Source organism: Pseudomonas sp. S2_E02 (assembly GCF_054668355.1).
Window position 1 is genome coordinate 2,553,668 of sequence record NZ_CP162761.1, and the last position, 24,009, is coordinate 2,577,676.

Consider the following 24,009-nt stretch of genomic DNA (forward strand, 5'->3'; position numbering starts at 1 on the left):
GAGGCCCGTAACGGCGCCAACAAACTATCGGGAAGAAACGCGGTAAACCCGCTCCTCCAGCCGCGTCACGCCTGCCTGCAGGAACTTCCCGCTCTCCCCCAGCACATCCTGCTCTTCCAGCATCTGCACCTGCCAGGCACCACTCAGCAACCGCTGCACCTCATCATCCCCCACCGCAAACGGCGGCCCCGGCATCTGCGCCTGAGCGTAGTCCAGGGTAATCAACAACCCTTGCACAGCCAGCGGCAGAATCTGCTGAAGATGCGCCGCATAGCGCTCACGCATCGGCGCCGGCAAGGCAATCAGCGCGGCGCGGTCGTACAACGCGGTGCAATCGGCCACATCGCTCGCCGTTAGCGCAAAAAAGTCACCGCACCACAGCTCGATGGCTTCACCGCGATAGACCTTGAACGCGCCCTTCTGGCTGATCTGCGGCTGCACCTGATGTTCACTGAAAAAGTCCTCGATAGCCTTTTCCGACAGTTCGACCCCGAGCACCTGATGACCGCGTCCGGCCAGCCACGCCAGATCCAGACTTTTCCCACACAGAGGCACGAGCACTCGCGCCGTTTCAGGTGCCGCCCAGTGCCGCTGCAAATACGGGTTTACCTCAGGCAGATGGAAACCAATCTGCCCCGAAGCCCACTTCTTGTGCCAAAACTCAGGTTGCATGCATCACTCCCAATAATTCGATCAAAAAGCGTTAAAACTTATATTAGATTTAGATCAATGATCTGACTGAAGATGAAGCCATCTTAACGCTCAGGAACCCATCATGTTGCCCAGCCTGTTCATTTCCCATGGTTCACCCATGCTGGCCCTGGAGCCCGGCGCCAGTGGCCCGGCTCTGGCTCGTCTGGCCGCCGAATTGCCGAAACCCAAAGCCATCGTTATCGTCTCCGCGCACTGGGAAAGCCAGGAACTGCTGGTCAGCAGCCATGCGCAACCGGAAACCTGGCACGACTTCGGCGGCTTTCCCCGGGCGCTGTTTGAAGTGCAGTATCCGGCGCCGGGTAATCCGCAACTGGCTGCTGAGGTGGCTGATCTACTGACTGCCAACAACCTGCCTGCCCGTCTCGATCCGCAACGCCCGTTCGATCACGGTGTTTGGGTGCCACTGTCGCTGATGTACCCGCTGGCGGATATTCCAGTGGTGCAGGTTTCGCTACCTAGCCGCGCGGGCCCGGCGCTGCAAACCCGAGTCGGCCGGGCACTGGCGAGTCTGCGTGATCAGGGCATTTTGCTGATCGGCTCCGGCAGCATCACGCACAACCTGCGCGAACTGGACTGGCACGCCGGCCCGGAAAGCGTTGAGCCCTGGGCGCGGGATTTCCGTGACTGGGTGATCGACAAGCTCGCGGCCGACGATGAGGCAGCGCTGCATGATTATCGCCAGCAGGCGCCGCATGCGGTGCGCAGCCATCCGAGTGATGAGCATTTGTTGCCGTTGTATTTTGCCCGGGGTGCGGGCGGTGAGTTCAGCGTGGCGCACAAGGGATTCACGATGGGTGCGCTGGGCATGGATATTTACCGCTTCGGTTGACGCCTTCGCGAGCCGGCTCGCTCCCACAAAGGCAAAAAACAGGCAAAAAAAATCCCCGAACCAGTCGGGGATTTTTTATGTTCGATCAATCAGCCCAAGGGCGGATCAATCTTCGCGATAGCGACGCAGCTTCAACTGCTTGCCAGCAACGCGAGTGTCCTTCAGTTTGGTCAGGAGTTTGTCCAGACCATCTTCCGGCAGCTCGACGAGGCTGAAGCTGTCACGCACCTGGATGCGACCGATCGCTTCACGGGCCAGACCGCCTTCGTTGAGGATGGCGCCCAGCAGGTTCTTCGCAGCGATACCGTCACGCGCACCCAGCGCGGTACGGCAACGAGCACGGCCTTCGCCCAAAGGCATTGGCGCGCGACGCTCGCGGTCACCACGATCAGGACGATCACCAGTGCGCTCAGGACGGTCGCCACGCGGTGCGTTGTTCGGCACCAGTGGACGTTCCTTCTCGATCGCCGCCAGGTTCAGCGCTTGACCGTTGGTGGCTTTGCGCAGCAGCGCAGCAGCCAGAGCACGCGGGGTGCAGCCGATGTCTGCAGTCAGACGATCGAGCAGCTCACCGTGGGTCGATTCGGCATCAGCGACCAGCGGCGACAGGCTGTTGGTCAGTTTCTTGATGCGTGCATCGAGAACGGCTTGAGCGTCCGGCAGGCGTACTTCAGCAACTTTCTGACCGGTTACACGCTCGATCACTTGCAGCATGCGGCGCTCACGTGGAGTCACCAGCAGCAGTGCACGACCTTCGCGACCGGCACGGCCAGTGCGGCCGATACGGTGAACGTAGGACTCTGGGTCGTACGGCATGTCAACGTTGAACACGTGAGTGATGCGCGGAACGTCCAGACCACGAGCAGCTACGTCGGTCGCGACAACGATGTCCAGACGGCCATCTTTCAGCGAGTCAATAACGCGCTCACGCTGGTTCTGGGCGATGTCACCGTTCAGCGCCGCGGCTTTGTAGCCTTTGGCGTCGAGGGCGCTGGCCAGATCCAGGGTCGCTTGCTTGGTGCGTACGAACATGATCAGAGCGTCGAAATCTTCCACTTCCAGCAAGCTGAGAACGGCCGAAGTCTTCTGGTCAGCGTGAACCAACAGGTGAGCCTGTTCGATCGCGGTAACGGTCTGGGTCTTGGTCTGGATCTTCACGTGTTGCGGATCGCGCAGATGGCGTTCGGCAATGGCGCGGATCGACTGCGGCAGGGTAGCCGAGAACAAAACGGTCTGACGGGTCGCTGGCAGAGCCTTGAAGATGACTTCCAGGTCATCCATGAAGCCCAGTTTCAACATTTCGTCAGCTTCGTCGAGAACCAGGTGGTTCACGGTCGACAGAACTTTTTCGTCGCGACGCAGGTGGTCGCACAGACGGCCCGGAGTGGCGACAACGATCTGTGCGCCATTACGGATTGCTTTCAGTTGCGGGCCCATAGGCGCGCCGCCGTAAACGGCCACAACGGTAACGCCCGGCATTTGCTTGGCGTAGGTTTCAAAAGCGGTTGCTACTTGCAGCGCCAACTCACGAGTTGGCGCCAGGATCAGGGCTTGCGGTTCGCGCTTGGCAGGATCGATGCGGTGCAGAATAGGCAGTGCGAACGCGGCGGTTTTACCGGTACCGGTTTGCGCCTGACCAATCATGTCCTGGCCGGCCATGATGATCGGGATCGATTGCTGCTGAATCGCCGAAGGCTCTTCGTAGCCAGTCGCTGCGACGGCTGCAAGAATATTCGGGTTAAGATTAAAAGCGGCGAATCCGCCGGTTTCCTGGGTCATGGGTCTGCCTCTAAGTGCATCCGCAAAGACCCATGCTCCAAAGCTGCGCATGCCGTGTTGAGACTCAAGAGTCGCCCTGGCAGCTTTGTCGGCGGGGATTTGCGAAAACGAATGAATGAAAAAAAGAATCGTCCGGGAAGAGCCCGCAATGCGGACGTGCAGCCGAAGCTGACTTCGGGAAATGCGCTACCTAAACGCGGCCCGGTTAAAGGCCGGCGCGCACTATACCGGATTTTGCCCAAAAAGGGAGCTTTTTTTATTGCCTGAATGAGCGTGTCACCGCTGTGTAACGGGGTTTTGCGGATAATCGCGCGAAGGTCTATTTTTCAAAGGCCCGGCCCTGCGGGCGATGACGCTTAAACGATTCACTGATGTGCGGCATACCGTCGCTGCACCCGCCCTTCCCGCCCGAGGATCTACCCATGAATCAGCCCTGCCCCGGCCGCGTCAGCCGTGAACGTCGTGGTCACGTCCATCTGATTGGCCTGGATCGAGCGGCCAAGCGCAATGCTTTCGACCTCGACCTGCTCAACGAGCTGAGCTTGGCCTACGGCGAGTTCGAGGCCGACAGCGAAGCGCGGGTGGCGGTGGTGTTCGGGCATGGCGAGCACTTTACCGCTGGCCTGGATCTGGTCAACGCCAGTTCCGCCCTCGCCCAGGGCTGGCAGGTTCCGACCGGCGGTTGCGATCCGTGGGGCGTTTTCGTCGGCCCACGGGTGAGCAAACCAGTGATAGTCGCCGCGCAGGGTTATTGCCTGACCATCGGCATCGAGCTGATGCTGGCAGCCGATATAAACCTGTGTGCGAGCAATACCCGCTTCGCGCAGATGGAAGTGCAGCGTGGGATCTTTCCTTTTGGTGGTGCGACTTTACGTTTTCAGCAGATCGCCGGTTGGGGCAACGCGATGCGCTGGCTGCTGACCGGCGATGAGTTTGATGCGCACGAGGCGTTGCACCTGGGGTTGGTGCAGGAAGTCATGGCCAGCGAAGACCTGCTGCCGCGGGCGATTGAATTGGCTGAGCGGATTGCGCGGCAGGCGCCGTTGGGGGTGCAGGCGACGTTGATGTCGGCGCGGCAGGCGCGGTATGAAGGTGAGACAGCGGCCGCGCAAGGGTTACCGGCGTTGGTGAAGAAATTGTTGGCGAGTGAGGATGCCAAGGAAGGGGTGCGGTCGCTGGTGGAGCGGCGGCCTGGAGTCTTCAAAGGGATCTGAAATATTTGCTGGTTATCAGATCCTCTTCGCGAGCAGGCTCGCTCACAGGGAAAATGCATTCCAATGTGGGAGCGAGCCTGCTCGCGAAGAGGCCATCACTGACGACTCAGGTCGCCGGGCGAATACTGTTGATCAACGACTGCAACGAATACCCCAACCGCGGCGCCAGCGCTTCAGCCCGGGCCGTCAGTGCCTGCATGTCCAGCTCCTGATCGAGGTCCGCCGGCACAATCAGAATCACATTGCCCTCCTTCACCGGCAGCTCCCAATAATGCCGGTGATACAGCCCGCGCAACAACGCCGCGCCCAGAGGCTTGCCGTCATCGGTGGCCCACTGGTTGATCACCAGCCAACCACCCGGATTCAGACGCTTCTGGCAGTCGCCGAGAAAACTCCAGGCCAGATGCCCGACACCCGGACCGACATCGGTATACAGGTCGACAAAAATCAGGTCCGCCGGCTCAGCCGTCGGCAGTAACTCCAGCGCATCGCCAACACGGATGTACAGCCGCGGATCATCGTCCAGGCCAAGGTATTCGATGGCCAGGCGCGGCACATCCGGACGCAGTTCAATGGCTTCGACATCTTCCAGCGGCAGAAACTTGAGGCAGGCCTGGGTCAATGTACCGGCGCCGAGCCCGAGAAACAGCGCGCTCTCCGGCTGCTCGTGGCACAACGCGCCGATCAGCATCGCGCGGGTGTAATCGTATTCGAGCCAGCTCGGGTCGGCGGTGAACACGCAGCTCTGCTCGATCGCATCGCCGAACTCGAGAAAGCGGTAATCGGCCACTTCCAGCACGCGAATCACGCCGAACTCATCCTGTACTTCGGCGAGCAGATGCTCGACGCGCTCCTCAGTCATTTCGTCTCCTGATGGTCACCGGGCGCGGTGACGCGATGGCACCGCTGTGGCGCCGTGGCAAAGCGGCGATTGTCGGCGATGGGGCGGGAGCAGGTCACGTACTAATTGCTGCTACCATGGGCTTCCCGTGCGTAGAACCAATTAGAGACCGTGATGAGCCAACCGTGGAGTCCTGATAGCTGGCGCGCCCTGCCGATCCAGCAACAACCCCAATATCCTGACGCGGCGCATCTGCGCCAGGTCGAGCAGACGCTAGCCAGTTATCCGCCACTGGTGTTTGCCGGCGAAGCGCGCGAACTGCGCCGCCAGTTTGCCGAAGTCACCCAGGGCCGGGCATTCCTGCTGCAGGGCGGCGATTGCGCGGAAAGCTTTGCCGAATTCTCCGCGGCGAAGATTCGCGACACGTTCAAAGTGTTACTGCAAATGGCGATCGTCATGACCTTCGCCGCAGGCTGCCCGGTGGTCAAGGTCGGGCGCATGGCCGGTCAGTTTGCCAAACCGCGCTCGGCCAACGACGAGACCATCGACGGCGTGACGCTGCCGGCTTACCGGGGCGACATCGTCAACGGCATCGGCTTCGACGAAAAGAGCCGCGTGCCGGATCCAGAGCGCCTGCTGCAGTCCTATCACCAGTCCACCGCGACCCTGAACCTGCTGCGCGCGTTTGCTCAGGGCGGTTTTGCCGACCTGCACCAAGTGCACAAGTGGAACCTCGATTTCATCGCCAACTCGGCGCTGGCAGAAAAATACAGTCACCTCGCCGACCGCATCGATGAAACCCTGGCGTTCATGCGCGCCTGCGGCATGGACAGCTCGCCGCAACTGCGCGAAACCAGTTTCTTCACCGCCCACGAAGCGCTGCTGCTGAACTACGAAGAAGCCTTCGTGCGCCGCGACAGCCTGACCAACGATTACTACGATTGCTCGGCGCACATGCTGTGGATCGGCGACCGCACCCGTCAGCTCGACGGCGCGCATGTCGAATTCCTGCGCGGGGTGAACAACCCGATCGGCGTCAAAGTCGGCCCAAGCATGGATGCCGATGACCTGATCCGCCTGATCGACGTGCTCAACCCGGACAACGATCCGGGGCGCCTCAACCTGATTGCGCGGATGGGCGCGAACAAGGTGGGCGATCACCTGCCGGCGCTGATCCGCGCGGTGCAGCGCGAAGGCAAGCAAGTGCTGTGGAGTTCCGACCCGATGCACGGCAACACCATCAAGGCCAGCAGCGGCTACAAGACCCGCGACTTCGCGCAGATCCTTGGCGAGGTTAAACAGTTCTTCCAGGTGCACGAGGCGGAAGGCAGTTATGCCGGCGGCATTCACATCGAGATGACCGGGCAGAATGTCACCGAGTGCATCGGTGGTGCACGGCCGATTACTGAAGATGGCTTGTCGGATCGCTATCACACGCACTGTGATCCACGGATGAATGCTGACCAGTCGCTGGAGTTGGCGTTTTTGATTGCCGAGACGCTGAAACAAGTCCGCCGCTAGACCGCGTCGCCCCCTTCGCGAGCAAGCTCGCTCCCACATAGGTTTTGTGTACGACACAGATCCAGTGTGGGAGCGAGCTTGCTCGCGAAGGGGCCAACTCAGTCACCACCGATCTCGGCCAATGCCACCCGCAACCGCGCCGCACTCTCGCGCTGACAATTCAACTGCACCCGCGCCAGCCCCAACCAATCCGCCATCTGCCGCAGATTCACGGCCAGCGCCAGCATCCCCTGCTCATCCAGCCCCGGCGCTTCCTCGTGCAGCGCATGCACTGCCAACTGCCCCGCCGCCCGTTCGGCGCGCAAATCGACCCGTGCGGCGATCCTCTCGTTGTGCAAGAAGGGCAACACGTAATAGCCGTAGACTCGCTTGTCCTGTGGCGTATAAATCTCCAGTCGATAGCGAAAATCGAACAAGCGCTCAGTCCGGCTGCGCTCCCAGATCAACGAATCAAAGGGCGACAGCAGCGCACCGGCCATGACCTTGCGCGGGACGCTCGGCTCCGGCAGGCAATAGGCGATTTGCCGCCAACCGGCAACCTCGCACATCTGCAATTGCCCGGCCTCGACCAGTTCCGCGAGACGTGGCCGCGCATCCGCCGGATTCAGGCGAAAGTAATCACGCAGGTCTTTTTCAGTACCGACACCCAGGGCCTGTGCCGCGTGCAACAGCAGCCCACGTTGCGCTTCGGCTTCATCAGGCAACGCCTGTTGCAGGATCGATGAAGGGATCACCCGCTCCGGCAAATCATACAAACGCTCAAAACCACGCCGCCCCGCCACCGTCACTTCACCCGCCGCGAACAGCCACTCCAGCGCATGTTTTTCCGCGCTCCAGTCCCACCACGGCCCGGCCTTGTCTGCACGGGTTGAAAGGCTGCCGGCGCCCAACGCGCCCTGCTCTTGCACCGAATTCAAGACCCGACGCACCACGTCCTGCTGCTCGCGACCGAATCTGGCCAGTTGCTGATAAATATCCTCGCCACGCTTGGCCCGCTGCATGCGCCAGCCCAGCAACGGATACATCGACATCGGCAGCAACGAGGCTTCGTGTCCCCAGTATTCGAACAACGTGCGACGTCGCCCCGAACTCCAGGCAGCCTGGTCGAGCAAGTCGGAAGAATAGGAACCGAGACGGGAAAACAGCGGCAGGTAGTGCGAGCGCACCACGGCGTTGACGGAGTCGATTTGCAGCAAACCCAGCCTTTCGATCAGCCGGTTGACGTGTGGCGCCTTGACGGTCGGCGGCTGGCGCCCGTTGAACCCTTGGGCAGCCAGCGCCAGTCGTCGCGCCTGTTTGAGGGAAAAGGCCAGAGTCGCGGGCATGAGCATCTCCTTGTCTGCTCGCAACCTACCTCACTGGAAGAGGGTTTGTGTAGCGTTCTGCTCATCATTTATGCAGCGGGTCATTTATGCATCGGATCATCCCAGAACGGCCGCACGGACTCGTGTTCAACGTCGGCACGACTGACGCCGATGTCTTTCAACGCTTCGTCGCTCAGACTGGCAAGCAGCTCGCGTTCACGGTGCAATTCGTACCAGCGGCTAAACTTGTGCAGCAGGTCGGAAACGAGATGGCCGTGGCCGGAAAATTTTGCGTCGTCTACATACTCTCTTTGACCTTTCATCGTGTTGCCTCCTTTGTGGATGGCTCAAGTCTCGCGCCGGCGCTAAGATCAATCCAACGAATGTTTCTGATGGCATGCATCACGGAGATTCATCAATTGTCGGCCTACCCCAGTATCGATACCGATGTCCTGCGCACCTTTGTCGCGATTGCCGATCAGGGCGGTTTCACCCGCGCCGGCGAAATGGTCAACCGCACGCAGTCGGCGGTGAGCATGCAGATGAAGCGTCTGGAAGAAGACGTGTTGCAGCGGCAGTTGTTTGAGCGCGACGGACGCCAGGTGCGCCTGACCGCTGAAGGCCAGGTGCTGCTCGGATACGCGCGGCGCATCCTCAAGCTGCACAGCGAAGTGTTCAACACCTTGCGCGAGCCGCACATGGTCGGCACCGTGCGCATCGGCACGCCGGATGACTACGTGATGCGTTTTCTGCCGGGGATCCTGTCGCGGTTTGCGCAGTTCTATCCACTGATCCAGATCGAAGTGCATTGCGAATCGACCAAACAACTGTTGCAGCGTACTGACCTGGATTTGTCGATCGTCACCCGTGAACCGGGCAACGAAATCGGTCAGTTGCTGCGCAAGGAGCGTTTTGTCTGGGCCGAGGCGCAGAATTTCAGCGCCCACGAACAAACGCCACTACCTCTGGCGATGTTCAACAGTGATTGTTTCTGCCGCTTGTGGGCGTGTAACGCACTGGATGCGATGGGCCGCGAATACCGCATCGCATATAACAGCACCAGCCTCTCGGCGTTGATGGCAGTGGTGAGCGCGGGTCTGGCGATCACCGCGCAACTGGAAAGCCTGATCACCCCGGACATGCGCATTCTCGGCGCCGCCGAAGATCTGCCGCTGTTGCCCGAGGCCAGCATCATGCTGATCCGCAACCTGAACAATCCGTCGCCGATCACCGAGTGCCTGGCCGAGCATATCGTCGAAGGTTTTAAACTTTAAACGCGAGCATCACCGCACACAGCACCAGGAAACCGCAGAACAGCCCGCGCAGAAGCTTTTCCGGCATGGCGTGGGCAACTTTCACCCCCCAACTGATGCTCGCCAGACCGCCGATGGCCAGCGGCAGGCCGATCATCCAGTCCACTTCGTGATGTACCGCGTAGGTCACCAGGGTCACGCCGGTGCTTGGCAACGCCAGCGCCAGCGACAAGCCCTGAGCGACCACTTGCGTGGTGCCGAAGAGGCTGGTCAGCACCGGCGTTGCCACCACGGCACCGCCGACACCGAACAAGCCGCCCATGGTTCCGGACGCCGCACCGAGAACGCCGAGCCAAGGCCAGGAATAGCGCATCTCGGAAGTCGCAGCGGGTTGCTTGCCGAACATCTTCAGCAGGTTGTACGCCGAGAGCACCACCAGGAAAGCGACAAAACCGATGCGCATGGTTTGCGCATCGATACCCACCGCCCAGATCGAACCGATCCACGCAAAGCAAAAACCCATCACCGCCAAGGGCAACGCATGCCGCAGTTCGATGCGATTGCGCTGGTGATAGCGCCACAGCGCCAGCATCACGTTCGGCACCACCATGACCAGCGCCGTGCCTTGGGCAATCTGCTGATCGAGGCCGAACCACACACCGAGCAACGGGATAGCAATCAGGCCACCGCCGATGCCGAAAATGCCGCCAAGTGTGCCAAGGGCGGCGCCGAACAGCAGGTACAACAAAAACTCCATCACAGCTGAATTCCTCTTACGTCAGGCGATTCATCCTACGCAGTCGTGGCTGGCGGGGAAACGCACAGCAACGCACAATGGCTATGCCGATTTCGCACAAGCGTGAATTCTCATGAACCCCAACCAACTGACTGAACAATTAGGGCTGTTTCTTGATGTGTTGGAGAGTGGCAGCTTTTCCGCCGCCTCGCGCCGTCATCCGCTGACACCTTCGGCCGTTGCGCGACGCATCGACAGCCTGGAAAGCGCCGTCGGCAGCCAGTTATTTATACGCAGCACCCACGCCGTCAGAGCCACACCCGCCGGTCTGGCGTTTGCCGAACGTGCCCGGCGCATTGTCGCCGAGTTGCAACTGGCGCGGGCCGAAGCCGTGTCCTTGAGCAGCGCGCCGGAAGGCTTGATTCGCATCGACGCCCCCGCTGCGTTCGGGCGACGGCATCTGGCACCGGTGATCGCCGACTTTCTCGTCCTCTACCCGGGGCTGGATGTGCAGTTGCACTTGATCGACAGTTTCGTCGACATGGGCGGCTCGAACCTGGGCAAGGTTGACCTGGTGCTGCGTGCCGGGCAAATGGCTGACACGCGATTGGTGGCCACGCCTTTGGCGAGCATGGTGCGCATAGCCTGTGCCAGTCCTGACTATCTCAAACGCCGGGGTGTGCCCGGCAGTCCGGCGCAACTTGGCGAGCATGACGGTCTGGACTGGGAAGGCCTCGCCCCGCCCTTCGCCTGGCGGTTCGAGCAGGACGGCCAGATGCACTTGCACCGCCCGGCGCGCATCCGCATGAGCGCCAACAATGCCGAAGCGCTGGTGTGTGGGGCTTTGGCGGGATTAGGGATTGCGCATTTGCCGACCTGGCTGGCGAGCGAATACCTGCTGCGCGGTGAACTGGTCCCGCTGTTCTGCGAGAACGGTCTGCCGGCCCCGGAATCCACCGGCATCTACGCACTGCGCATGGAACAGCAAACCAACTCGCGCAGCCGCTTGTTGCTTGAATACCTCAAAACTCGTTTCAGTCCAGTGCCGCCGTGGGATCTGGCGCTGCAACGGGATCTCGGCCGCCATTAGATCCGGAGAATTATCTGGCGCATTAAAGATTCGAGCGCTAGATTCATGACCATCACCGAACAAGGCTTTGACATGACTTCCCAACGCGACACCTGCGACGACCTGCTGCTGGATAACCAGGCCTGCTTCGCCCTGCATTCCACTTCGCTGATGATGACCAAGGTCTACAAGCCGCTGCTGCAAGCCTTGAACCTGACCTATCCGCAGTACCTGGCGATGATGGTGTTGTGGGAGGAGGATGGATTGACGGTCGGAGAAATCAGCACTCGACTACTGACCGATCCTGGTTCGCTGACGCCACTGCTCAAACGCCTGGAGGGCGAAGGGTTGCTCAGCCGCACGCGCAGTCGTGAGGATGAGCGGGTAGTGATTGTCGAGCTGACCGAGCAAGGCCGAGCGCTGAAAGAAAAAGCCGAGACCGTTCCGCAATGCATCCTCGGCGCCAGCGGCTTCACTCTGGAACGGCTGCAAAAGCTGCAAGCGGAGTTGCAGGCGCTGCGCAGTCATCTACAAGAAAGCCTTATTTAAGGCCCACCAATCCCTGTAGGAGTGAGCCTGCTCGCGATAGCGGTGGTTCAGTCGACTTCTGAGTTGACTGGCACACCGCTATCGCGAGCAGGCTCACTCCTACATTTGATTTCATCGACTGAAAATTATTTTTCAGCGCTCCCATTGTCTCGCCATCCCCTCTAAGTCGAATCTTTCCAGCCGATGGACGAGTCAGCCAGATCAGTCCAGCGGGACATTTTTCGAAATTTATCTTGCACACTAAATATTCGCGCGATACATTCATCTGGCACTTACTTAGCGCGCAAATAATTAGCGCACAAAATCACACTCAACGAGGCTCACACCATGCAAACTCTCTACACTGCAATCGCAACCTCCACTGGCGGCCGTGACGGTCGTGCGGTCTCCAGCGACAACATCCTCGACGTCAAGCTCGCCACTCCGAAAGAACTCGGCGGTGCCGGCGGCGCGGCAACCAACCCTGAGCAGCTGTTCGCTGCCGGCTACTCGGCCTGCTTCATCGGCGCACTGAAATTCGTCGCCAGCCAGACCAAACGCAAAATCCCTGACGACGCCTCGATCACCGCCCACGTCGGTATCGGCCAGATCCCTGGCGGTTTCGGTCTGGACATCGACCTGCACATCAGCCTGCCAGGCCTGGAACAAGCCGATGCGCAAGCGCTGGTCGACGCCGCTCACCAGGTTTGCCCGTACTCCAACGCCACCCGTGGCAACGTCGATGTACGTCTGCACACCACCGTCTGAAACCGGACACAAACCCCCTGTGAGAGCGAGCCTGCTCGCGAAGGCGTCCTGTCAGTCAACATTTCATTGAATGACGTCCCGCATTCGCGAGCAGCCTCGCTCCCACAGGAGTCGGTGGTTAATGAGAAATCGCAGGCACGAAAAAGCCCGGCTCAATGGCCGGGCTTTTTCTTTCCGTAAAAAGCGGTGCTTATTTAGCACGGCCTTTGTAGGAACCGCCTTCGCGGGTGTCGATTTCGATCTTGTCACCGATTTCGATGAAGTCAGCAACTTGCAGCTCAGTACCGTTGGCCAGCTTGGCTGGCTTCATGACTTTGCCGGAAGTGTCGCCACGAGCCGAACCTTCGGTGTAGTCAACTACGCGCACGATGGTGGTCGGCAGCTCTACGGAAACCAGACGCTCTTCGAAGAAGATCGCTTCGCAAACATCGGTCATGCCTTCTTCAACGAAAGGCAGAACAGCTTCGATGTCTTCAGCGTTCAGCTCGTACATGGTGTAGTCAGTGGTGTCCATGAACGTGTAGGTGTCGCCGCTGATGAAGGACAGGGTCGCTTCTTTGCGGTCGAGGATTACGTCGTCCAGTTTGTCGTCAGCGCTGTAAACGATCTCGGTCTTGTAACCGGTCAGCAGGTTTTTCAGCTTGGTCTTCATGATCGCGCTGTTACGGCCCGACTTGGTGAATTCAGCTTTCTGAACCAGCCAAGGATCGTTCTCGAGACGGATCACGGTACCGGGTTTCAGTTCTTTACCAGTTTTCATTGCGAATATCCGAATTTGGATGGGATTTACAAAAATCTAGGCCGCGTATCATATCCAATTTAGGTAAAACTGTACCAGCGCTGCGGCAAGATCGGCCTGCAAGCCTTGTTCCAGACACCACGCTTCGGCATTTTCCTGCAGTTCTGGCCAATGATTGCGGACTTCGAGCCAGTGTTCACCGATAGGCTGACCGGCGCTCCAGGCTCGCCACAGACCGTTCATCGCCTCGGCAGCGGCCGATGACAGACCTTTTGTGTAAAGCGCGAGGAAGGCATCAAGCTTGTCCAGATGGATGTCTTCGTCCTGCTGATAGATGTGCCAGAGCATCGGCCGCCCCGCCCACTGCGCCCGCACAAACGAGTCCTCACCACGCACCGCGTTGAAATCACAGCACCAGAGCAAGTGGTCGTATTGATCCTGACGGACGAACGGCAACACCTGCACGGTCAACGACTGACGCACATTGATCTCGCCCACCGTCAGGGCTTCCACCCCGAGCCAGCGCGCCACGTCGCCAAGAATCCGCCCTTCCGGCACCAACAGGTGAGTCGGCGCAGCGTCCGCCGCCAAAACGTCCAGCCAACTGGCCAGCCCGGCATTCTCGTAGGCAAACAACGAAATCAGCTGGGCGTCAGACGCAGGATCGATCCCGAGACCTTGCAGGAATTGCCGTTGAGCTTCGGCATCCTGTTGAAACTGCCGAAGCTGCTCGAGCAAGCCGCGCTCACGCAACAGCCCGCCAGTGCCTGGCTGGAATCCGGGAAAGAAAAAGAACTTCTGCACCGATTTGTATTTGACCGACGGCAAGCCGTGACAACCAATCACCCAGTCTTCGGCGCTGAGATAGTCGAGGTTCATCCACAGTGGCGGCTGCTCGCGCGCAGCCATCGCGTCCATGTAGTCAGTGGGCAACTGACAAGCGAACGCTGCAATCACCACATCCGCCGCCTCTGTGTGCACCCAGTCAGCCGGCCAGTGCCGCACTTCAACGCCTTGTTGCGATTGCTGTGCGGCGTTGATATCAATCGCCGGGCAAATGCGTTCGAAGGCGCGCAGATCATCGACCCACAAGCGCACCGCCAAACCATGCTCAGCCACCAATTGCCGAGCCAGACGCCAGGTCACGCCGATGTCGCCAAAGTTGTCGACCACCGTGCAGAAAATATCCCAGCGGGGTTTCAATTGCGGCATTCAAGACTCCCGTTGGCAAAAGCTGCGATTGTCCGCATAAATCACCTCGCGCAGAAGAGCCGACGGCGATTAATCTTCGTGCGACAATCGCCACTTGCCCGCAATCATCCGCCAGGAGGCAGCCATGCCCTATCGCCCCAATCCGCGTCGCCCGTTGCCTGTTCAGCTTAGCGCGCTGCATTTGACCGGCAGCATTGCCTTGGGCATGTGGCTGGGCTTTGTCGCCATTGCGCTGACCTGCTGGCTGCTGTCGCACTTTTTGCTCGAGGAGCAATTGGCACCGGTTGCGCAAGCGGTGCAGCAACTGGCCAATCCACCGGTCGTGCAGGTGCAACCGGACATTCCTCCGCCGAGCCCGCAGTTCCAGCAATACGAAGAAAACCTGCGCAAGAACGAACAACAGGCACGTCTGGATCAGGCACGCGGCAGCACGCGTAATCTGTCCAATCCGAAATGCCAGTTCTGGCTGCAACAGGATCAGACGGCCCCGAGCGAGAAAAGCCGCGCCAACGTTTTGCAATTCTGCGATTGATCATGAACAAGCACATCGTCCACCAACTGATTCTCGACAAACTGCGCATCGACCTCGACATCGCCGAGCGCGCCGCACAAACCGCTTACGAAACCGCAACGCACGAAGAAAACATCGCCGAAAACAAGTACGACACGCTGGGTCTGGAAGCGTCGTATCTGGCAGCCGGGCAAGCAAAACGGGTCGAGGAAATCCGTCAGTCTTTGGCGTTGTGCCAGAACCTGACGCTGCGGGCCTACGATGAAAACCGTGGTATCGAAGTCGGTGCCCTGCTCGGCCTGGAGGACGAAAAGGGTCGCGAGCAATGGCTGTTTCTGGCGCCGGATGCAGCAGGCCTGAAAGTCGATGTGGTCGGTCAGCCGATTACCGTCATCACTCCGCGCTCGCCGCTGGGCAAAGGTCTGCTGGGCAAGTGCGAAGGTGATGAGGTGGAGATTCTGGTGGCGGGCACTCGGCAACAGTTTGCTGTCACCGAGGTACTCTGAGGCAACTGATCAGTGAACGGGTAGCTCGACGCCGTCGAACAGCTCTTCCAGTTCCTGCTTGTTGTGGCACTGAATGGCTTTGGCCATGACTTCGCGAGTCAGATGCGGGGCGAACTTCTCGATGAAGTCGCACATGAAGCCGCGCAGGAAAGTGCCGCGACGGAAACCGATCTTGGTCACGCTCGATTCGAACAATTCACTGGCATCCAGCACCACCAGATCGTTGTCGAGCTTGGTGTCGACTGCCATTTTAGCGACGATGCCCACGCCCAGACCCAGACGCACGTAAGTCTTGATCACGTCGGCGTCGGCGGCGGTGAACACCACTTTCGGCGTCAGGCCGCGATGGCTGAAGGCTTCGTCGAGTTTCGAACGGCCGGTGAAGCCGAACACGTAAGTCACGATCGGGTATTCGGCCAGCGCTTCCAGAGTCAGCTTTGGCAACTTGGTCAGCGGATGGCCCTGCGGGACGACCACGCAACGATTCCAGCGGTAGCACGGCATCATCACCAGATCGCCGAACAGCTCCAGCGCTTCGGTGGCGATGGCAAAATCCACAGTGCCATCAGCGGCCATTTCGGCGATCTGCATCGGCGAACCCTGGTGCATGTGCAGCGCCACGTCCGGGTATTGCTTGATGAAATTGCTGATCACCGGCGGCAGTGCATAACGTGCCTGGGTGTGGGTGGTGGCGATCGACAGGGTGCCTTTCTTCTCGTTGGAGAATTCCTGGGCGATCTGCTTGATGCTTTCGACCTTGCGCAGAATCTCACCGGCGGTGGTGATGATGCGCTCGCCGGCCGGGGTCACGCGGGTCAGGTGTTTGCCGCTGCGGGCAAACACTTCGACACCGAGTTCGTCTTCCAGCAGGCGGATTTGTTTACTGATGCCCGGTTGCGAGGTGTAAAGGCTTTGGGCTGTAGCGGAAACGTTGAGGTCGTGGTGCGCCACTTCCCAGATGTAGCGCAATTGTTGAAGCTTCATATGAATCCCTCAAAGCAGGTAGACGCCACGGGCATCAGCGACGGTATATAACTATATTAATGGTTTGAATAATAAATCTAGAACTTTTTTATCAAAGCGCCATTATTCCTGCCTTAGCGATCCTCCCGCCGCCGCCGCTCCACTAACGGCACCAGATAAACCGGCACCTTGGCCAATTGCAGGACCCGCGCCGCCGTGCGCCCCAACGGCGTTTCCGCGCCCACCCCATGGCTATGACTGCCTACGATCAGCAGATCGACGGAGAGTTTCTGCACCTGGTCGAGAATCACCTGCGACGGATCGCCCTGCAGCACGCGCACGGCGCGAATGCGCTGCAGATCCTGTTCGCCTTCATCCCCCAGTTCTTCGCGAAAACTGTCCAGCACCCGCTGCTCGATATTGGCAATGACAGTTTTCAGACCCTGACTATGAAATTCGTTCAATGCCTGCTCGTCGAGATAGCTCTGCAACACCGATTCGGCAAACAGCCCCATCGGCTCCACCGCGTGCACCACGTACAGATCGGCATTGAACGTTCGCGCCAACGCCAGGGCATGCTGCATCACTAACGGTGCGTACAGACCGAGGTCAGTGGCATACAGCATCGAACGAATCATATGACCTCCTCGCGTGCCAACATGGCGGAGATTTGATTCAGCTTAGCAGTGCCTTGGCGACTACGACGGGCGACGCAACGTCTTGAAGCACAGGGCTTTAGATGGACGGCTCATTGCTGATGCCGTGAGGCACGTGACCGGTGGCGACCACTTCGCGGGCGAGTTCGCAGTGACCGGCCTGATCGTCGAAAAACACGTCGGCGGCGAAGGCTTCAAGGAACGCCGATTTGGTCAGGCCACCGAGAAACAGTGACTCGTCGAGACGAATGTCCCACTCGCGCAAGGTGCGGATCACCCGCTCATGGGCCGGCGCCGAACGTGCAGTGACCAGCGCCGTGCGGATCGGGCAATCGTCATCGGGAAACTCGCGCTGCAACAGATTGAGCGCCGCCAGAAAGCCCTTGAACGGCCCACCGCGCAACGGCTCGCGAGCCGACTCACGCTCCTTGGCCTGGAACGCTTCGAGCCCGCCGGACTGATAGACGCGTTCCGACTCGTCGGAAAAAATCACTGCGTCGCCGTCGAAGGCGATGCGCAATTCGTCACTGGCCGCACGACTGGCACCACCGGACAGAATCGTCGCCGCTGCAAATCCGGCATCCAGCGCCGCGCGCACATCTTCGGCATGGGTCGAAAGAAACAGGTCGCAACCAAAGGCTTTCAGATACGGATACGGACTGCGCCCGCCAACAAACGCCGCGCGGGAAATCGCCAGACCATAATGATGAATCGAGTTGAATACGCGCAGGCCGGTGTCGGCACTGTTGCGCGAGACCAGAATCACCTCGACCCGCGCGCGGCCGAGGCGACTGTTGAGTTTCAGGAGTTTTTCCACCAGCGGAAAAGCATCGCCAGGTGCGAGGATTTCGTCTTCATGCTCAATCTGGTATTGCCGATAGGCTTCGACACCGCTCGACAGGTAGACCTTGTGGCTCTCGCTCAGGTCGAACAGGGCACGCGACGAAATCGCCAGCACCAGTTTGTCATCGATGTTCTTGGCCATGCCTTCCCCCGCCCCTCACAAAAAAAAACGACCTAAACGTTGCGCCGGTCGATAAAACGTAAATTACGATACAGCGCTTCGATGCGCGGCAGCTCACAGCCCGCCGCTTTGGCCGCTGCCAGTGGCCGAGCGTAAATCGCCTCCAGCTCCAGCGGTCGCTTATGTAAAAAGTCGTGGTACATGCTCGGCCAGTAGTCGGGCATTTTCTCGGTCATCATGAACAGGTAATCGGCGTATCCCGGCGGTATGTCCTGGCCGCAGGCCTTGGCACCCTGCACCACTTCGGCCATCAACGCCTGGATCTGCATGCGGCTGTCGGCGTCTGCCATCAGCGGCGTGGTGCTGGCGCCGAGCAGTACCGAAAGTCCATTGTAGGGGATGTTCCACACCAGTTTCTGCCAGCGCGCCTGGTGCAGATTGGCCATCGCCTGGGAATCGATTCCGGCGGCGCGGAACAACCCGGCTCCCTCCTCGACGATCGCCATGCGTGCAGCGTCAGCGCTGAACGGACCACTGTGGTAACCGACGTTCACCGCGCCCAAGGCTTGGTGGGTAACTTGTCCAGGCCCCTCGCGATGCACGCAGATCAGGCACAAGCCACCCAATAGGTGCAGGGAATCGGGAAGCAGCTCACGCAAACTGTCTTCGACGTCGAGACCGTTTTGCAGCACCAGCACTTTCGCATCCGGTTTGGCCGCTTGAATGATCGACGGAGCCAGGCCGGCGTTGCTGGTAGTCTTCGCCCCCACTAACAGCCAGTCGCACTTGGGCATGTCTTCGGCGGCGGAATAGGCCTGCGCCGGATGCAATGTCAGCGGGCCATGCACCGCGCTGTTGATTTGCAAACCGCGCTCAGCCACCGCCGAAAACTCGCTGCGCAACAAAAAGTGCACATCGAAACCGGCGCGCGCCAGCATCACACCGTAAAAACCACCAATTGCGCCGGTGCCGATGATCCCTACGACCGGTTTATTCACTGCCCCCATCATGGCAACTCCTCTGCAATTCGCCCCAGTGCCTGCGCCAGCGCCGCGTTCAACGCATCGGTCGTCAGGCGCGTGTGCAATGCCCCAAAGAACTCGCCGTCGCGCACCACGAACAACGCCGGTAAATGAAAGACCTGATAGCGCTCGACCAACCCGCCGTTGTCGCCGGCATCGATCCAGCACAGACGATCAATCCCCAGCGCCATAGCCGGCAACACTTCGCGGGCATATCGGCAACTGGCGCAGCCGACGCTGGTGAAAATCACCAGCGAAACGCCGCTCATCGCCAATAGCCGTTGGTCGGCGTCGAAATCGGTCAGTTCGGATTCGACCACTATACTGGGGGAAACAATGTCAAATGGCTGACACAGGGAGTCTGTGCTCATGGGACGTTTCATTCCTCATCCGGACGAGGTGCCGGTTGAATTAACCTTGCTCAAGCCTGAGTGTATTTCCAGGCAACAGCTGCACACTATCAGCCTCGGCGGCATCGCTTGCAATTACCACCGTGCCTGGCGCCATGGCACGGCGCTGCAAGTGCGCATGCCGTCACTGCATGCCGACATTTGTTACCCGGGCTACGTGGCGTGGTGCCTGCGGCGCAAAAAAGGCTATCTGGTGGGCATCGCGTTTACCGATGAGCAGACGCTGTTCAGTGCGCGAATGGGTGAGCAAGTGTGTCAGATCGAGCGCTACTGCCGCATGCACGACACCCACGATGACCTGCAAGAAATTCAGGCGGTGGCCCTGCAATGGGTCGAGCAACACGCCGACGAGTTCTCCCACGACAGCGTGCGCAAGGCTTTCGCCCAGCCAGTACTGGACTGACGCTCTTCTCTAAACCGTTACATGCCCATTGTCGAGCAGGCGCTTTACGCGCTAAGGTTCCGCTCCCCGACGCGCTTAAATCTGCTGTGCTCCGCCGCGCGGGGATCGCTGGCGGCCGGCACCCGTGACCTGACGAGTAAACGATGGCTGATTTACCGATCAACGACCTAAACGTCGCCTCTAACGAGACCCTGATCACTCCCGATCAGCTCAAGCGTGATATTCCTCTGAGCGATGCTGCCCTGCGCACCGTCACCAAGGGCCGCGAAGTCATTCGCAACATTCTTGATGGCACCGACCACCGTCTGTTCGTAGTGATCGGCCCGTGCTCGATCCACGATATCAAGGCTGCCCACGAATACGCCGATCGCCTCAAGGTGCTGGCTGCGGAAGTCTCCGACACCCTATACCTGGTCATGCGCGTGTATTTCGAGAAACCACGGACCACCGTGGGCTGGAAAGGCCTGATCAACGATCCGTACCTGGACGACTCGTTCAAGATTCAGGACGGCCTGCACATCGGTCGTCAGTTGCTGCTGGATCTGGCCGAAAAAGGCCTGCCGACCGCCACCGAAGCCCTCGACCCGATCTCCCCGCAGTATCTGCAGGACCTGATCAGTTGGTCGGCCATCGGCGCACGTACCACTGAATCGCAGACTCACCGTGAGATGGCTTCCGGCCTGTCCTCGGCCGTCGGCTTCAAGAACGGCACCGACGGCGGTCTGACTGTGGCGATCAACGCCTTGCAGTCGGTGTCCAGCCCGCACCGCTTCCTCGGCATCAACCAGGAAGGTGGCGTGTCGATCGTCACCACCAAAGGCAATGCCTACGGTCACGTGGTGCTGCGCGGTGGTAACGGCAAGCCGAACTATGATTCGGTCAGCGTTGCCCTGTGCGAGCAGGCGCTGAACAAAGCGAAGATCAAGCCGAACATCATGGTCGACTGCAGCCACGCCAACTCCAACAAGGATCCGGCCCTGCAACCGCTGGTGATGGAGAACGTCGCCAACCAGATCCTCGAAGGCAACCAGTCGATCATCGGCCTGATGGTCGAAAGTCACCTGAACTGGGGCTGCCAGGCGATTCCGAAAGACCTCGCCGACCTGCAATACGGCGTGTCGATCACCGATGCCTGCATCGACTGGTCCGCTACCGAGAACACCCTGCGCAGCATGCACGCCAAGCTCAAGGATGTTCTGCCAAAACGCCAGCGCAGCTGATACGCGTTTTACAGGCATAAAAAAACGCCGGGCAATGCCCGGCGTTTTTGTGTGTGCGATTCAGATCTTGGCGGCGCGGCGCTGATGACGCTCCATGTAGCGCTCGACGTAGGAGCAAGACGGGATCACCGTGTAGCCCATTTCTTCGGCGTACTGCAGCGCGCTTTCGGTCAGCGCTGCGGCAATGCCACGGCCACGCAGGGCGTTGGGCACAAACGTGCGATAGATATCCAGGGTCTGTTTCCCCAGATCCATATAGGTCAGGTAGGCACGATGACCGTCCACATTGGTCTCGAACTGATGACCAGCCTGGTCATGGTGGATGGACAACGCCTCGCTCATCACTACTCCTCGCGGGTCTTGAATTCTGACCCCTACCTTACCGATGTTTTTCCGGCGAAGGAACATCTACGCCACCCCGTGCCTGATGGACACCGAGAAGAGCCACACCGATCTCGCGCAACCTGGCACCTGATAAATAGTAGGCACCATTGGCAAAAATGCTCAAGGTACGCTCGTCATCAAGCGGGTTGACGGGGGTTGCTCCGATGGACGCAGGGTGGGCCTGGAAGAAGATCTTGCCAAACCGGTCACCTGAACATTGCCGGATGTTGAGACTTAAGACGTGCAGCGTTTTTTAAAGTCACCTCAACATGGACAAAGATAAGCGAAGCAGCACGCAAATTCGGAACAAAAGTGTCGACGTATTCATCTAGAAAGACTTTAGCCAAGACTGCAAAAACAGCACGTGGCAACGGGAACTTTTTCTCATTAACTCGCTCAGCTCGGGGCTTGTAGCTGTATATTTTTTAAACAGCGCAGTTAAAAGTTGCTCGAAAAAGAATCAACGCCTACAATTTTTTTTGCTTCTTGCCTTACGTCAGTTTACTTACTACAAGTAATGGGTAGTATGTACGCCGGCTATTTCCTCAATCGTGAGGAGACAGCCACTTAATTGAAAGTCCTTGAAGGGGAACACGATGAACAACGTTCTGAAATTCTCTGCTCTGGCTCTGGCCGCAGTTCTGGCTACCGGTTGCAGCAGCGCATCGAAAGAAACCGAAGCACGTCTGACCGCTACTGAAGACGCAGCTGCTCGCTCCCAGGCTCGTGCAGACGAAGCTTACCGTAAAGCTGATGAAGCTCTGGCTGCTGCTCAAAAAGCACAACAGACTGCTGACGAAGCTAACGAGCGTGCTCTGCGCATGCTGGACAAAGCTAGCCGCAAGTAATAATCCTTCGGGGTTGTTATCGAGCCGACCCGATTTTTCGGGTCGGCTTTTTTGTGCCCGATGCTTTTGCCCGGGCAATAAAAAACCCGCCGGCGCTGTACGCATCGGCGGGCCTTTAACCTCGACTTACTGCTGCAAGTCGATCGGTGTACTCGAAACCATCGGGGCCGAGGCACTCGGCGTGCCGATTTCCGTTGGCAGGCCATCTTCGGCCGCGACCACATCACGCACCACATCCCAGTTCACCCGCAGGTTGCTGGTGACGTCTTCACGCTTGAGCATCGCGTTGATCACCGCAGTGTGCTTGTCGACCACCGACGGGTTGCCCTTGTCGTCGATCGGCGTGTGCGCTTCCAGATAAACCTTGCCGCCACTGCTGCCGAACTTGTAGGCATCGTTGAGGATACGCACCGACGTGCCTACCGGCACCATGCTGGCCATTTCCAGCACGTTATTGTTGAACATGCGGAAGCAGCCGTGACTGGTGCGCATGCCGATACCGAATTTCTTGTTCGAACCGTGGATCAGGTAACCCGGCGTACCCAGGGTGAACTTGAACGGGCCCAACGGGTTGTCTGGGCCGGCCGGCACTACGTTTGGCAGCGGATCACCGTCTGCGGCGTGTTCAGCCTTGATCGACGCTGGAGGCGTCCAGGTCGGGTTTGGCGTTTTGGCGATGATCGAGGTGTGGGCGATTGGCGAGCCCCAACCCTCACGACCGATACCCAGCGGGAACGTGTACACCACGTTGCGGCCTTTCGGGAAGTAGTAGAGGCGGTATTCGGCAAGGTTGATAACGATGCCTTCGCGCGGGCCCGGCGGCAGAATGAAGCGGGTCGGCAAGACGATTTCAGTGCCGGCACCCGGCAACCAGGCATCGACGCCCGGGTTGGCCGCGACCATCTCCGAGTAGCCCAGATCGTACTTCGTGCCCAGATCGGCGAAGGTATCTTCGTACTTGGCTTTGATCACCTGCACCTGACCGATGATGTCTTCACCGGGTGGTGGCAGGGGAAACTCCAATGCAGCAACGGGACCGGCCACACACAGGGCGGCAAGTGACAGGCAGCGGGTGACGGCAGGAAAGCGCGGCAACATCCGGAAAATCCTTCGCATGATCAACAAGGGTATAAGAGCGCGATTGTACACCGCACTTTGAATATTCGGGGAGATCACCCCATTGCAGGCGACAAGGTGTTCCAGGTGGGAGCGAGCTTGCTCGCGAAAGCGGTGGGTCAGTCGCCAAAAATGTTAACTGACTTGGCCTCTTCGCGAGCAAGCTCGGCTCCCACAGAATCAGAGCTCGAAACGCAGCTCCGGCCAGATCGGCGAGGTGCCGCGCTTCTGCGATTCCAGAATCGCCCGGCACAGCGAGCACAGGCGCTGATCCTGAAACACCCGGCGATCAACGCTCGACCAGCGCGGTTGCGCCGGCAGCAAGCTGCCGCACAGGGTGCGATCAGCCGAACCACCGAGTTCGAGTTGACGGGTCACCAGATGCACCCGCACTTCCTGGCAGGCGAACAGATCCAGCTGTTCGTCAGGCTCGATCAGTTGGTAGGCAAACAGGGACCAGGCAGAACGCGACATCGGGGGCTCCAGATAAGGGGGGCGC

28 protein-coding genes are annotated in these 24,009 nt (G+C 59.4%); 12 read left to right on the forward strand and 16 right to left on the reverse strand.

Annotated elements, in window-relative coordinates; translation table 11 throughout:
• Nucleotides 1-24 precede the first annotated feature (24 nt).
• Nucleotides 25-672, reverse strand: coding sequence for a thiopurine S-methyltransferase (locus tag AB4O01_RS11310; protein WP_460091787.1), 648 nt, complete (start codon nucleotides 670-672; stop codon nucleotides 25-27).
• A 103-nt stretch (nucleotides 673-775) separates the two neighbouring features.
• Here AB4O01_RS11310 and AB4O01_RS11315 point away from each other — a divergent pair, with 103 nt between their 5' ends.
• Entirely contained in the window at nucleotides 776-1,543 is a 768-nt protein-coding gene (locus tag AB4O01_RS11315; RefSeq protein ID WP_257355719.1) for a DODA-type extradiol aromatic ring-opening family dioxygenase, read from the forward strand.
• 105 nt (nucleotides 1,544-1,648) lie between these two features.
• On the opposite strand, the gene AB4O01_RS11320 is transcribed toward AB4O01_RS11315, so the two are convergent.
• On the reverse strand, nucleotides 1,649-3,322 hold the full coding sequence (locus tag AB4O01_RS11320; RefSeq protein ID WP_008088238.1) for a DEAD/DEAH box helicase: 1,674 nt from the start codon (nucleotides 3,320-3,322) through the stop codon (nucleotides 1,649-1,651).
• Between the two features lie 422 nt (nucleotides 3,323-3,744).
• On the opposite strand from AB4O01_RS11320, the gene AB4O01_RS11325 reads away from it, so the two are divergent.
• The gene (locus tag AB4O01_RS11325; RefSeq protein ID WP_093435147.1) at nucleotides 3,745-4,536 is read left to right on the forward strand and encodes a crotonase/enoyl-CoA hydratase family protein; all 792 of its coding nucleotides are present in this window, start codon (nucleotides 3,745-3,747) and stop codon (nucleotides 4,534-4,536) included.
• Between the two features lie 106 nt (nucleotides 4,537-4,642).
• On the opposite strand, the gene AB4O01_RS11330 is transcribed toward AB4O01_RS11325, so the two are convergent.
• Nucleotides 4,643-5,398, reverse strand: a complete 756-nt coding sequence (locus AB4O01_RS11330) for a spermidine synthase (protein ID WP_095125136.1) — start codon at nucleotides 5,396-5,398, stop codon at nucleotides 4,643-4,645.
• A gap of 153 nt (nucleotides 5,399-5,551) precedes the next feature.
• On the opposite strand from AB4O01_RS11330, the gene AB4O01_RS11335 reads away from it, so the two are divergent.
• On the forward strand, nucleotides 5,552-6,898 hold the full coding sequence (locus tag AB4O01_RS11335) for a class II 3-deoxy-7-phosphoheptulonate synthase (RefSeq protein ID WP_460091788.1): 1,347 nt from the start codon (nucleotides 5,552-5,554) through the stop codon (nucleotides 6,896-6,898).
• A gap of 98 nt (nucleotides 6,899-6,996) precedes the next feature.
• Here the strand turns inward: AB4O01_RS11335 and AB4O01_RS11340 are convergent, their stop codons facing one another.
• On the reverse strand, nucleotides 6,997-8,223 hold the full coding sequence (locus AB4O01_RS11340; RefSeq protein WP_460091789.1) for a winged helix-turn-helix domain-containing protein: 1,227 nt from the start codon (nucleotides 8,221-8,223) through the stop codon (nucleotides 6,997-6,999).
• 80 nt (nucleotides 8,224-8,303) lie between these two features.
• A complete protein-coding gene (locus AB4O01_RS11345; protein ID WP_093435156.1) occupies nucleotides 8,304-8,525 on the reverse strand; it encodes a DUF1127 domain-containing protein in 222 nt (73 codons plus the stop codon).
• 96 nt (nucleotides 8,526-8,621) lie between these two features.
• On the opposite strand from AB4O01_RS11345, the gene AB4O01_RS11350 reads away from it, so the two are divergent.
• Nucleotides 8,622-9,476, forward strand: a complete 855-nt coding sequence (locus tag AB4O01_RS11350) for a LysR substrate-binding domain-containing protein (RefSeq protein WP_007908606.1) — start codon at nucleotides 8,622-8,624, stop codon at nucleotides 9,474-9,476.
• Here AB4O01_RS11350 and AB4O01_RS11355 read toward each other — a convergent pair.
• A complete protein-coding gene (locus tag AB4O01_RS11355) occupies nucleotides 9,466-10,215 on the reverse strand; it encodes a sulfite exporter TauE/SafE family protein (protein ID WP_175553567.1) in 750 nt (249 codons plus the stop codon). The two genes, AB4O01_RS11350 and AB4O01_RS11355, sit on opposite strands and share 11 nt — an antisense overlap.
• Nucleotides 10,216-10,324: 109 nt before the next feature.
• Between AB4O01_RS11355 and AB4O01_RS11360 the strand changes: the two genes are divergently transcribed.
• The 3 genes from AB4O01_RS11360 to AB4O01_RS11370 all read left to right on the forward strand — a co-directional run bounded on the left by AB4O01_RS11360 (nucleotide 10,325) and on the right by AB4O01_RS11370 (nucleotide 12,556).
• The gene (locus AB4O01_RS11360) at nucleotides 10,325-11,281 is read left to right on the forward strand and encodes a LysR family transcriptional regulator (RefSeq protein WP_220556656.1); all 957 of its coding nucleotides are present in this window, start codon (nucleotides 10,325-10,327) and stop codon (nucleotides 11,279-11,281) included.
• A 72-nt stretch (nucleotides 11,282-11,353) separates the two neighbouring features.
• On the forward strand, nucleotides 11,354-11,809 hold the full coding sequence (locus tag AB4O01_RS11365) for a MarR family winged helix-turn-helix transcriptional regulator (protein WP_460091791.1): 456 nt from the start codon (nucleotides 11,354-11,356) through the stop codon (nucleotides 11,807-11,809).
• 327 nt (nucleotides 11,810-12,136) lie between these two features.
• On the forward strand, nucleotides 12,137-12,556 hold the full coding sequence (locus tag AB4O01_RS11370) for an organic hydroperoxide resistance protein (protein WP_093435168.1): 420 nt from the start codon (nucleotides 12,137-12,139) through the stop codon (nucleotides 12,554-12,556).
• 190 nt (nucleotides 12,557-12,746) lie between these two features.
• Here the strand turns inward: AB4O01_RS11370 and AB4O01_RS11375 are convergent, their stop codons facing one another.
• Both AB4O01_RS11375 and earP read right to left on the reverse strand, forming a co-directional pair.
• On the reverse strand, nucleotides 12,747-13,316 hold the full coding sequence (locus AB4O01_RS11375) for an elongation factor P (RefSeq protein WP_007908599.1): 570 nt from the start codon (nucleotides 13,314-13,316) through the stop codon (nucleotides 12,747-12,749).
• Between the two features lie 48 nt (nucleotides 13,317-13,364).
• On the reverse strand, nucleotides 13,365-14,507 hold the full coding sequence (gene earP / locus AB4O01_RS11380) for an elongation factor P maturation arginine rhamnosyltransferase EarP (protein WP_460091793.1): 1,143 nt from the start codon (nucleotides 14,505-14,507) through the stop codon (nucleotides 13,365-13,367).
• A 124-nt stretch (nucleotides 14,508-14,631) separates the two neighbouring features.
• Here earP and AB4O01_RS11385 point away from each other — a divergent pair, with 124 nt between their 5' ends.
• Nucleotides 14,632-15,039, forward strand: coding sequence for a hypothetical protein (locus tag AB4O01_RS11385; RefSeq protein ID WP_460091794.1), 408 nt, complete (start codon nucleotides 14,632-14,634; stop codon nucleotides 15,037-15,039).
• Between the two features lie 2 nt (nucleotides 15,040-15,041).
• A complete protein-coding gene (locus AB4O01_RS11390) occupies nucleotides 15,042-15,524 on the forward strand; it encodes a GreA/GreB family elongation factor (RefSeq protein WP_034155245.1) in 483 nt (160 codons plus the stop codon).
• 9 nt (nucleotides 15,525-15,533) lie between these two features.
• Here the strand turns inward: AB4O01_RS11390 and cysB are convergent, their stop codons facing one another.
• From cysB to AB4O01_RS11415, 5 genes are all read right to left on the reverse strand, one after another.
• Nucleotides 15,534-16,508 carry an HTH-type transcriptional regulator CysB gene (gene cysB / locus AB4O01_RS11395; protein WP_003183769.1) on the reverse strand — a complete coding sequence of 325 codons (975 nt, stop codon included), beginning with the start codon at nucleotides 16,506-16,508 and terminating at the stop codon, nucleotides 15,534-15,536.
• A gap of 113 nt (nucleotides 16,509-16,621) precedes the next feature.
• A complete protein-coding gene (locus AB4O01_RS11400) occupies nucleotides 16,622-17,125 on the reverse strand; it encodes a universal stress protein (protein WP_016985500.1) in 504 nt (167 codons plus the stop codon).
• Nucleotides 17,126-17,222: 97 nt separating this feature from the next.
• A complete protein-coding gene (locus AB4O01_RS11405; RefSeq protein WP_093435175.1) occupies nucleotides 17,223-18,128 on the reverse strand; it encodes a 5'-nucleotidase in 906 nt (301 codons plus the stop codon).
• Nucleotides 18,129-18,160: 32 nt separating this feature from the next.
• Nucleotides 18,161-19,117 (reverse strand): putative 2-dehydropantoate 2-reductase, encoded by a 957-nt coding sequence (locus AB4O01_RS11410; protein ID WP_460091796.1) that lies wholly within the window; start codon nucleotides 19,115-19,117, stop codon nucleotides 18,161-18,163.
• Complete coding sequence (locus tag AB4O01_RS11415; RefSeq protein WP_093435180.1) at nucleotides 19,114-19,500, reverse strand: thioredoxin family protein; 387 nt, start codon at nucleotides 19,498-19,500, stop codon at nucleotides 19,114-19,116. Before AB4O01_RS11415 ends, AB4O01_RS11410 begins: the two co-directional genes overlap by 4 nt.
• On the opposite strand from AB4O01_RS11415, the gene AB4O01_RS11420 reads away from it, so the two are divergent.
• A complete protein-coding gene (locus tag AB4O01_RS11420) occupies nucleotides 19,499-19,942 on the forward strand; it encodes a PilZ domain-containing protein (RefSeq protein ID WP_099756854.1) in 444 nt (147 codons plus the stop codon). The two genes, AB4O01_RS11415 and AB4O01_RS11420, sit on opposite strands and share 2 nt — an antisense overlap.
• Before the next feature lie 143 nt (nucleotides 19,943-20,085).
• Complete coding sequence (locus tag AB4O01_RS11425; protein ID WP_007908583.1) at nucleotides 20,086-21,162, forward strand: 3-deoxy-7-phosphoheptulonate synthase; 1,077 nt, start codon at nucleotides 20,086-20,088, stop codon at nucleotides 21,160-21,162.
• Between the two features lie 60 nt (nucleotides 21,163-21,222).
• On the opposite strand, the gene AB4O01_RS11430 is transcribed toward AB4O01_RS11425, so the two are convergent.
• Nucleotides 21,223-21,504 (reverse strand): GNAT family N-acetyltransferase, encoded by a 282-nt coding sequence (locus AB4O01_RS11430; RefSeq protein WP_003226804.1) that lies wholly within the window; start codon nucleotides 21,502-21,504, stop codon nucleotides 21,223-21,225.
• 638 nt (nucleotides 21,505-22,142) lie between these two features.
• Between AB4O01_RS11430 and oprI the strand changes: the two genes are divergently transcribed.
• Nucleotides 22,143-22,394: an outer membrane lipoprotei OprI gene (gene oprI / locus AB4O01_RS11435; protein WP_003199355.1), complete on the forward strand. Its 252-nt coding sequence runs from the start codon at nucleotides 22,143-22,145 to the stop codon at nucleotides 22,392-22,394.
• 126 nt (nucleotides 22,395-22,520) lie between these two features.
• Here oprI and AB4O01_RS11440 read toward each other — a convergent pair whose 3' ends face one another.
• A complete protein-coding gene (locus tag AB4O01_RS11440) occupies nucleotides 22,521-23,492 on the reverse strand; it encodes a L,D-transpeptidase family protein (RefSeq protein WP_460091797.1) in 972 nt (323 codons plus the stop codon).
• 198 nt (nucleotides 23,493-23,690) lie between these two features.
• Nucleotides 23,691-23,984: a hypothetical protein gene (locus tag AB4O01_RS11445; RefSeq protein ID WP_007908575.1), complete on the reverse strand. Its 294-nt coding sequence runs from the start codon at nucleotides 23,982-23,984 to the stop codon at nucleotides 23,691-23,693.
• Between the last annotated feature and the right edge of the window lie 25 nt (nucleotides 23,985-24,009).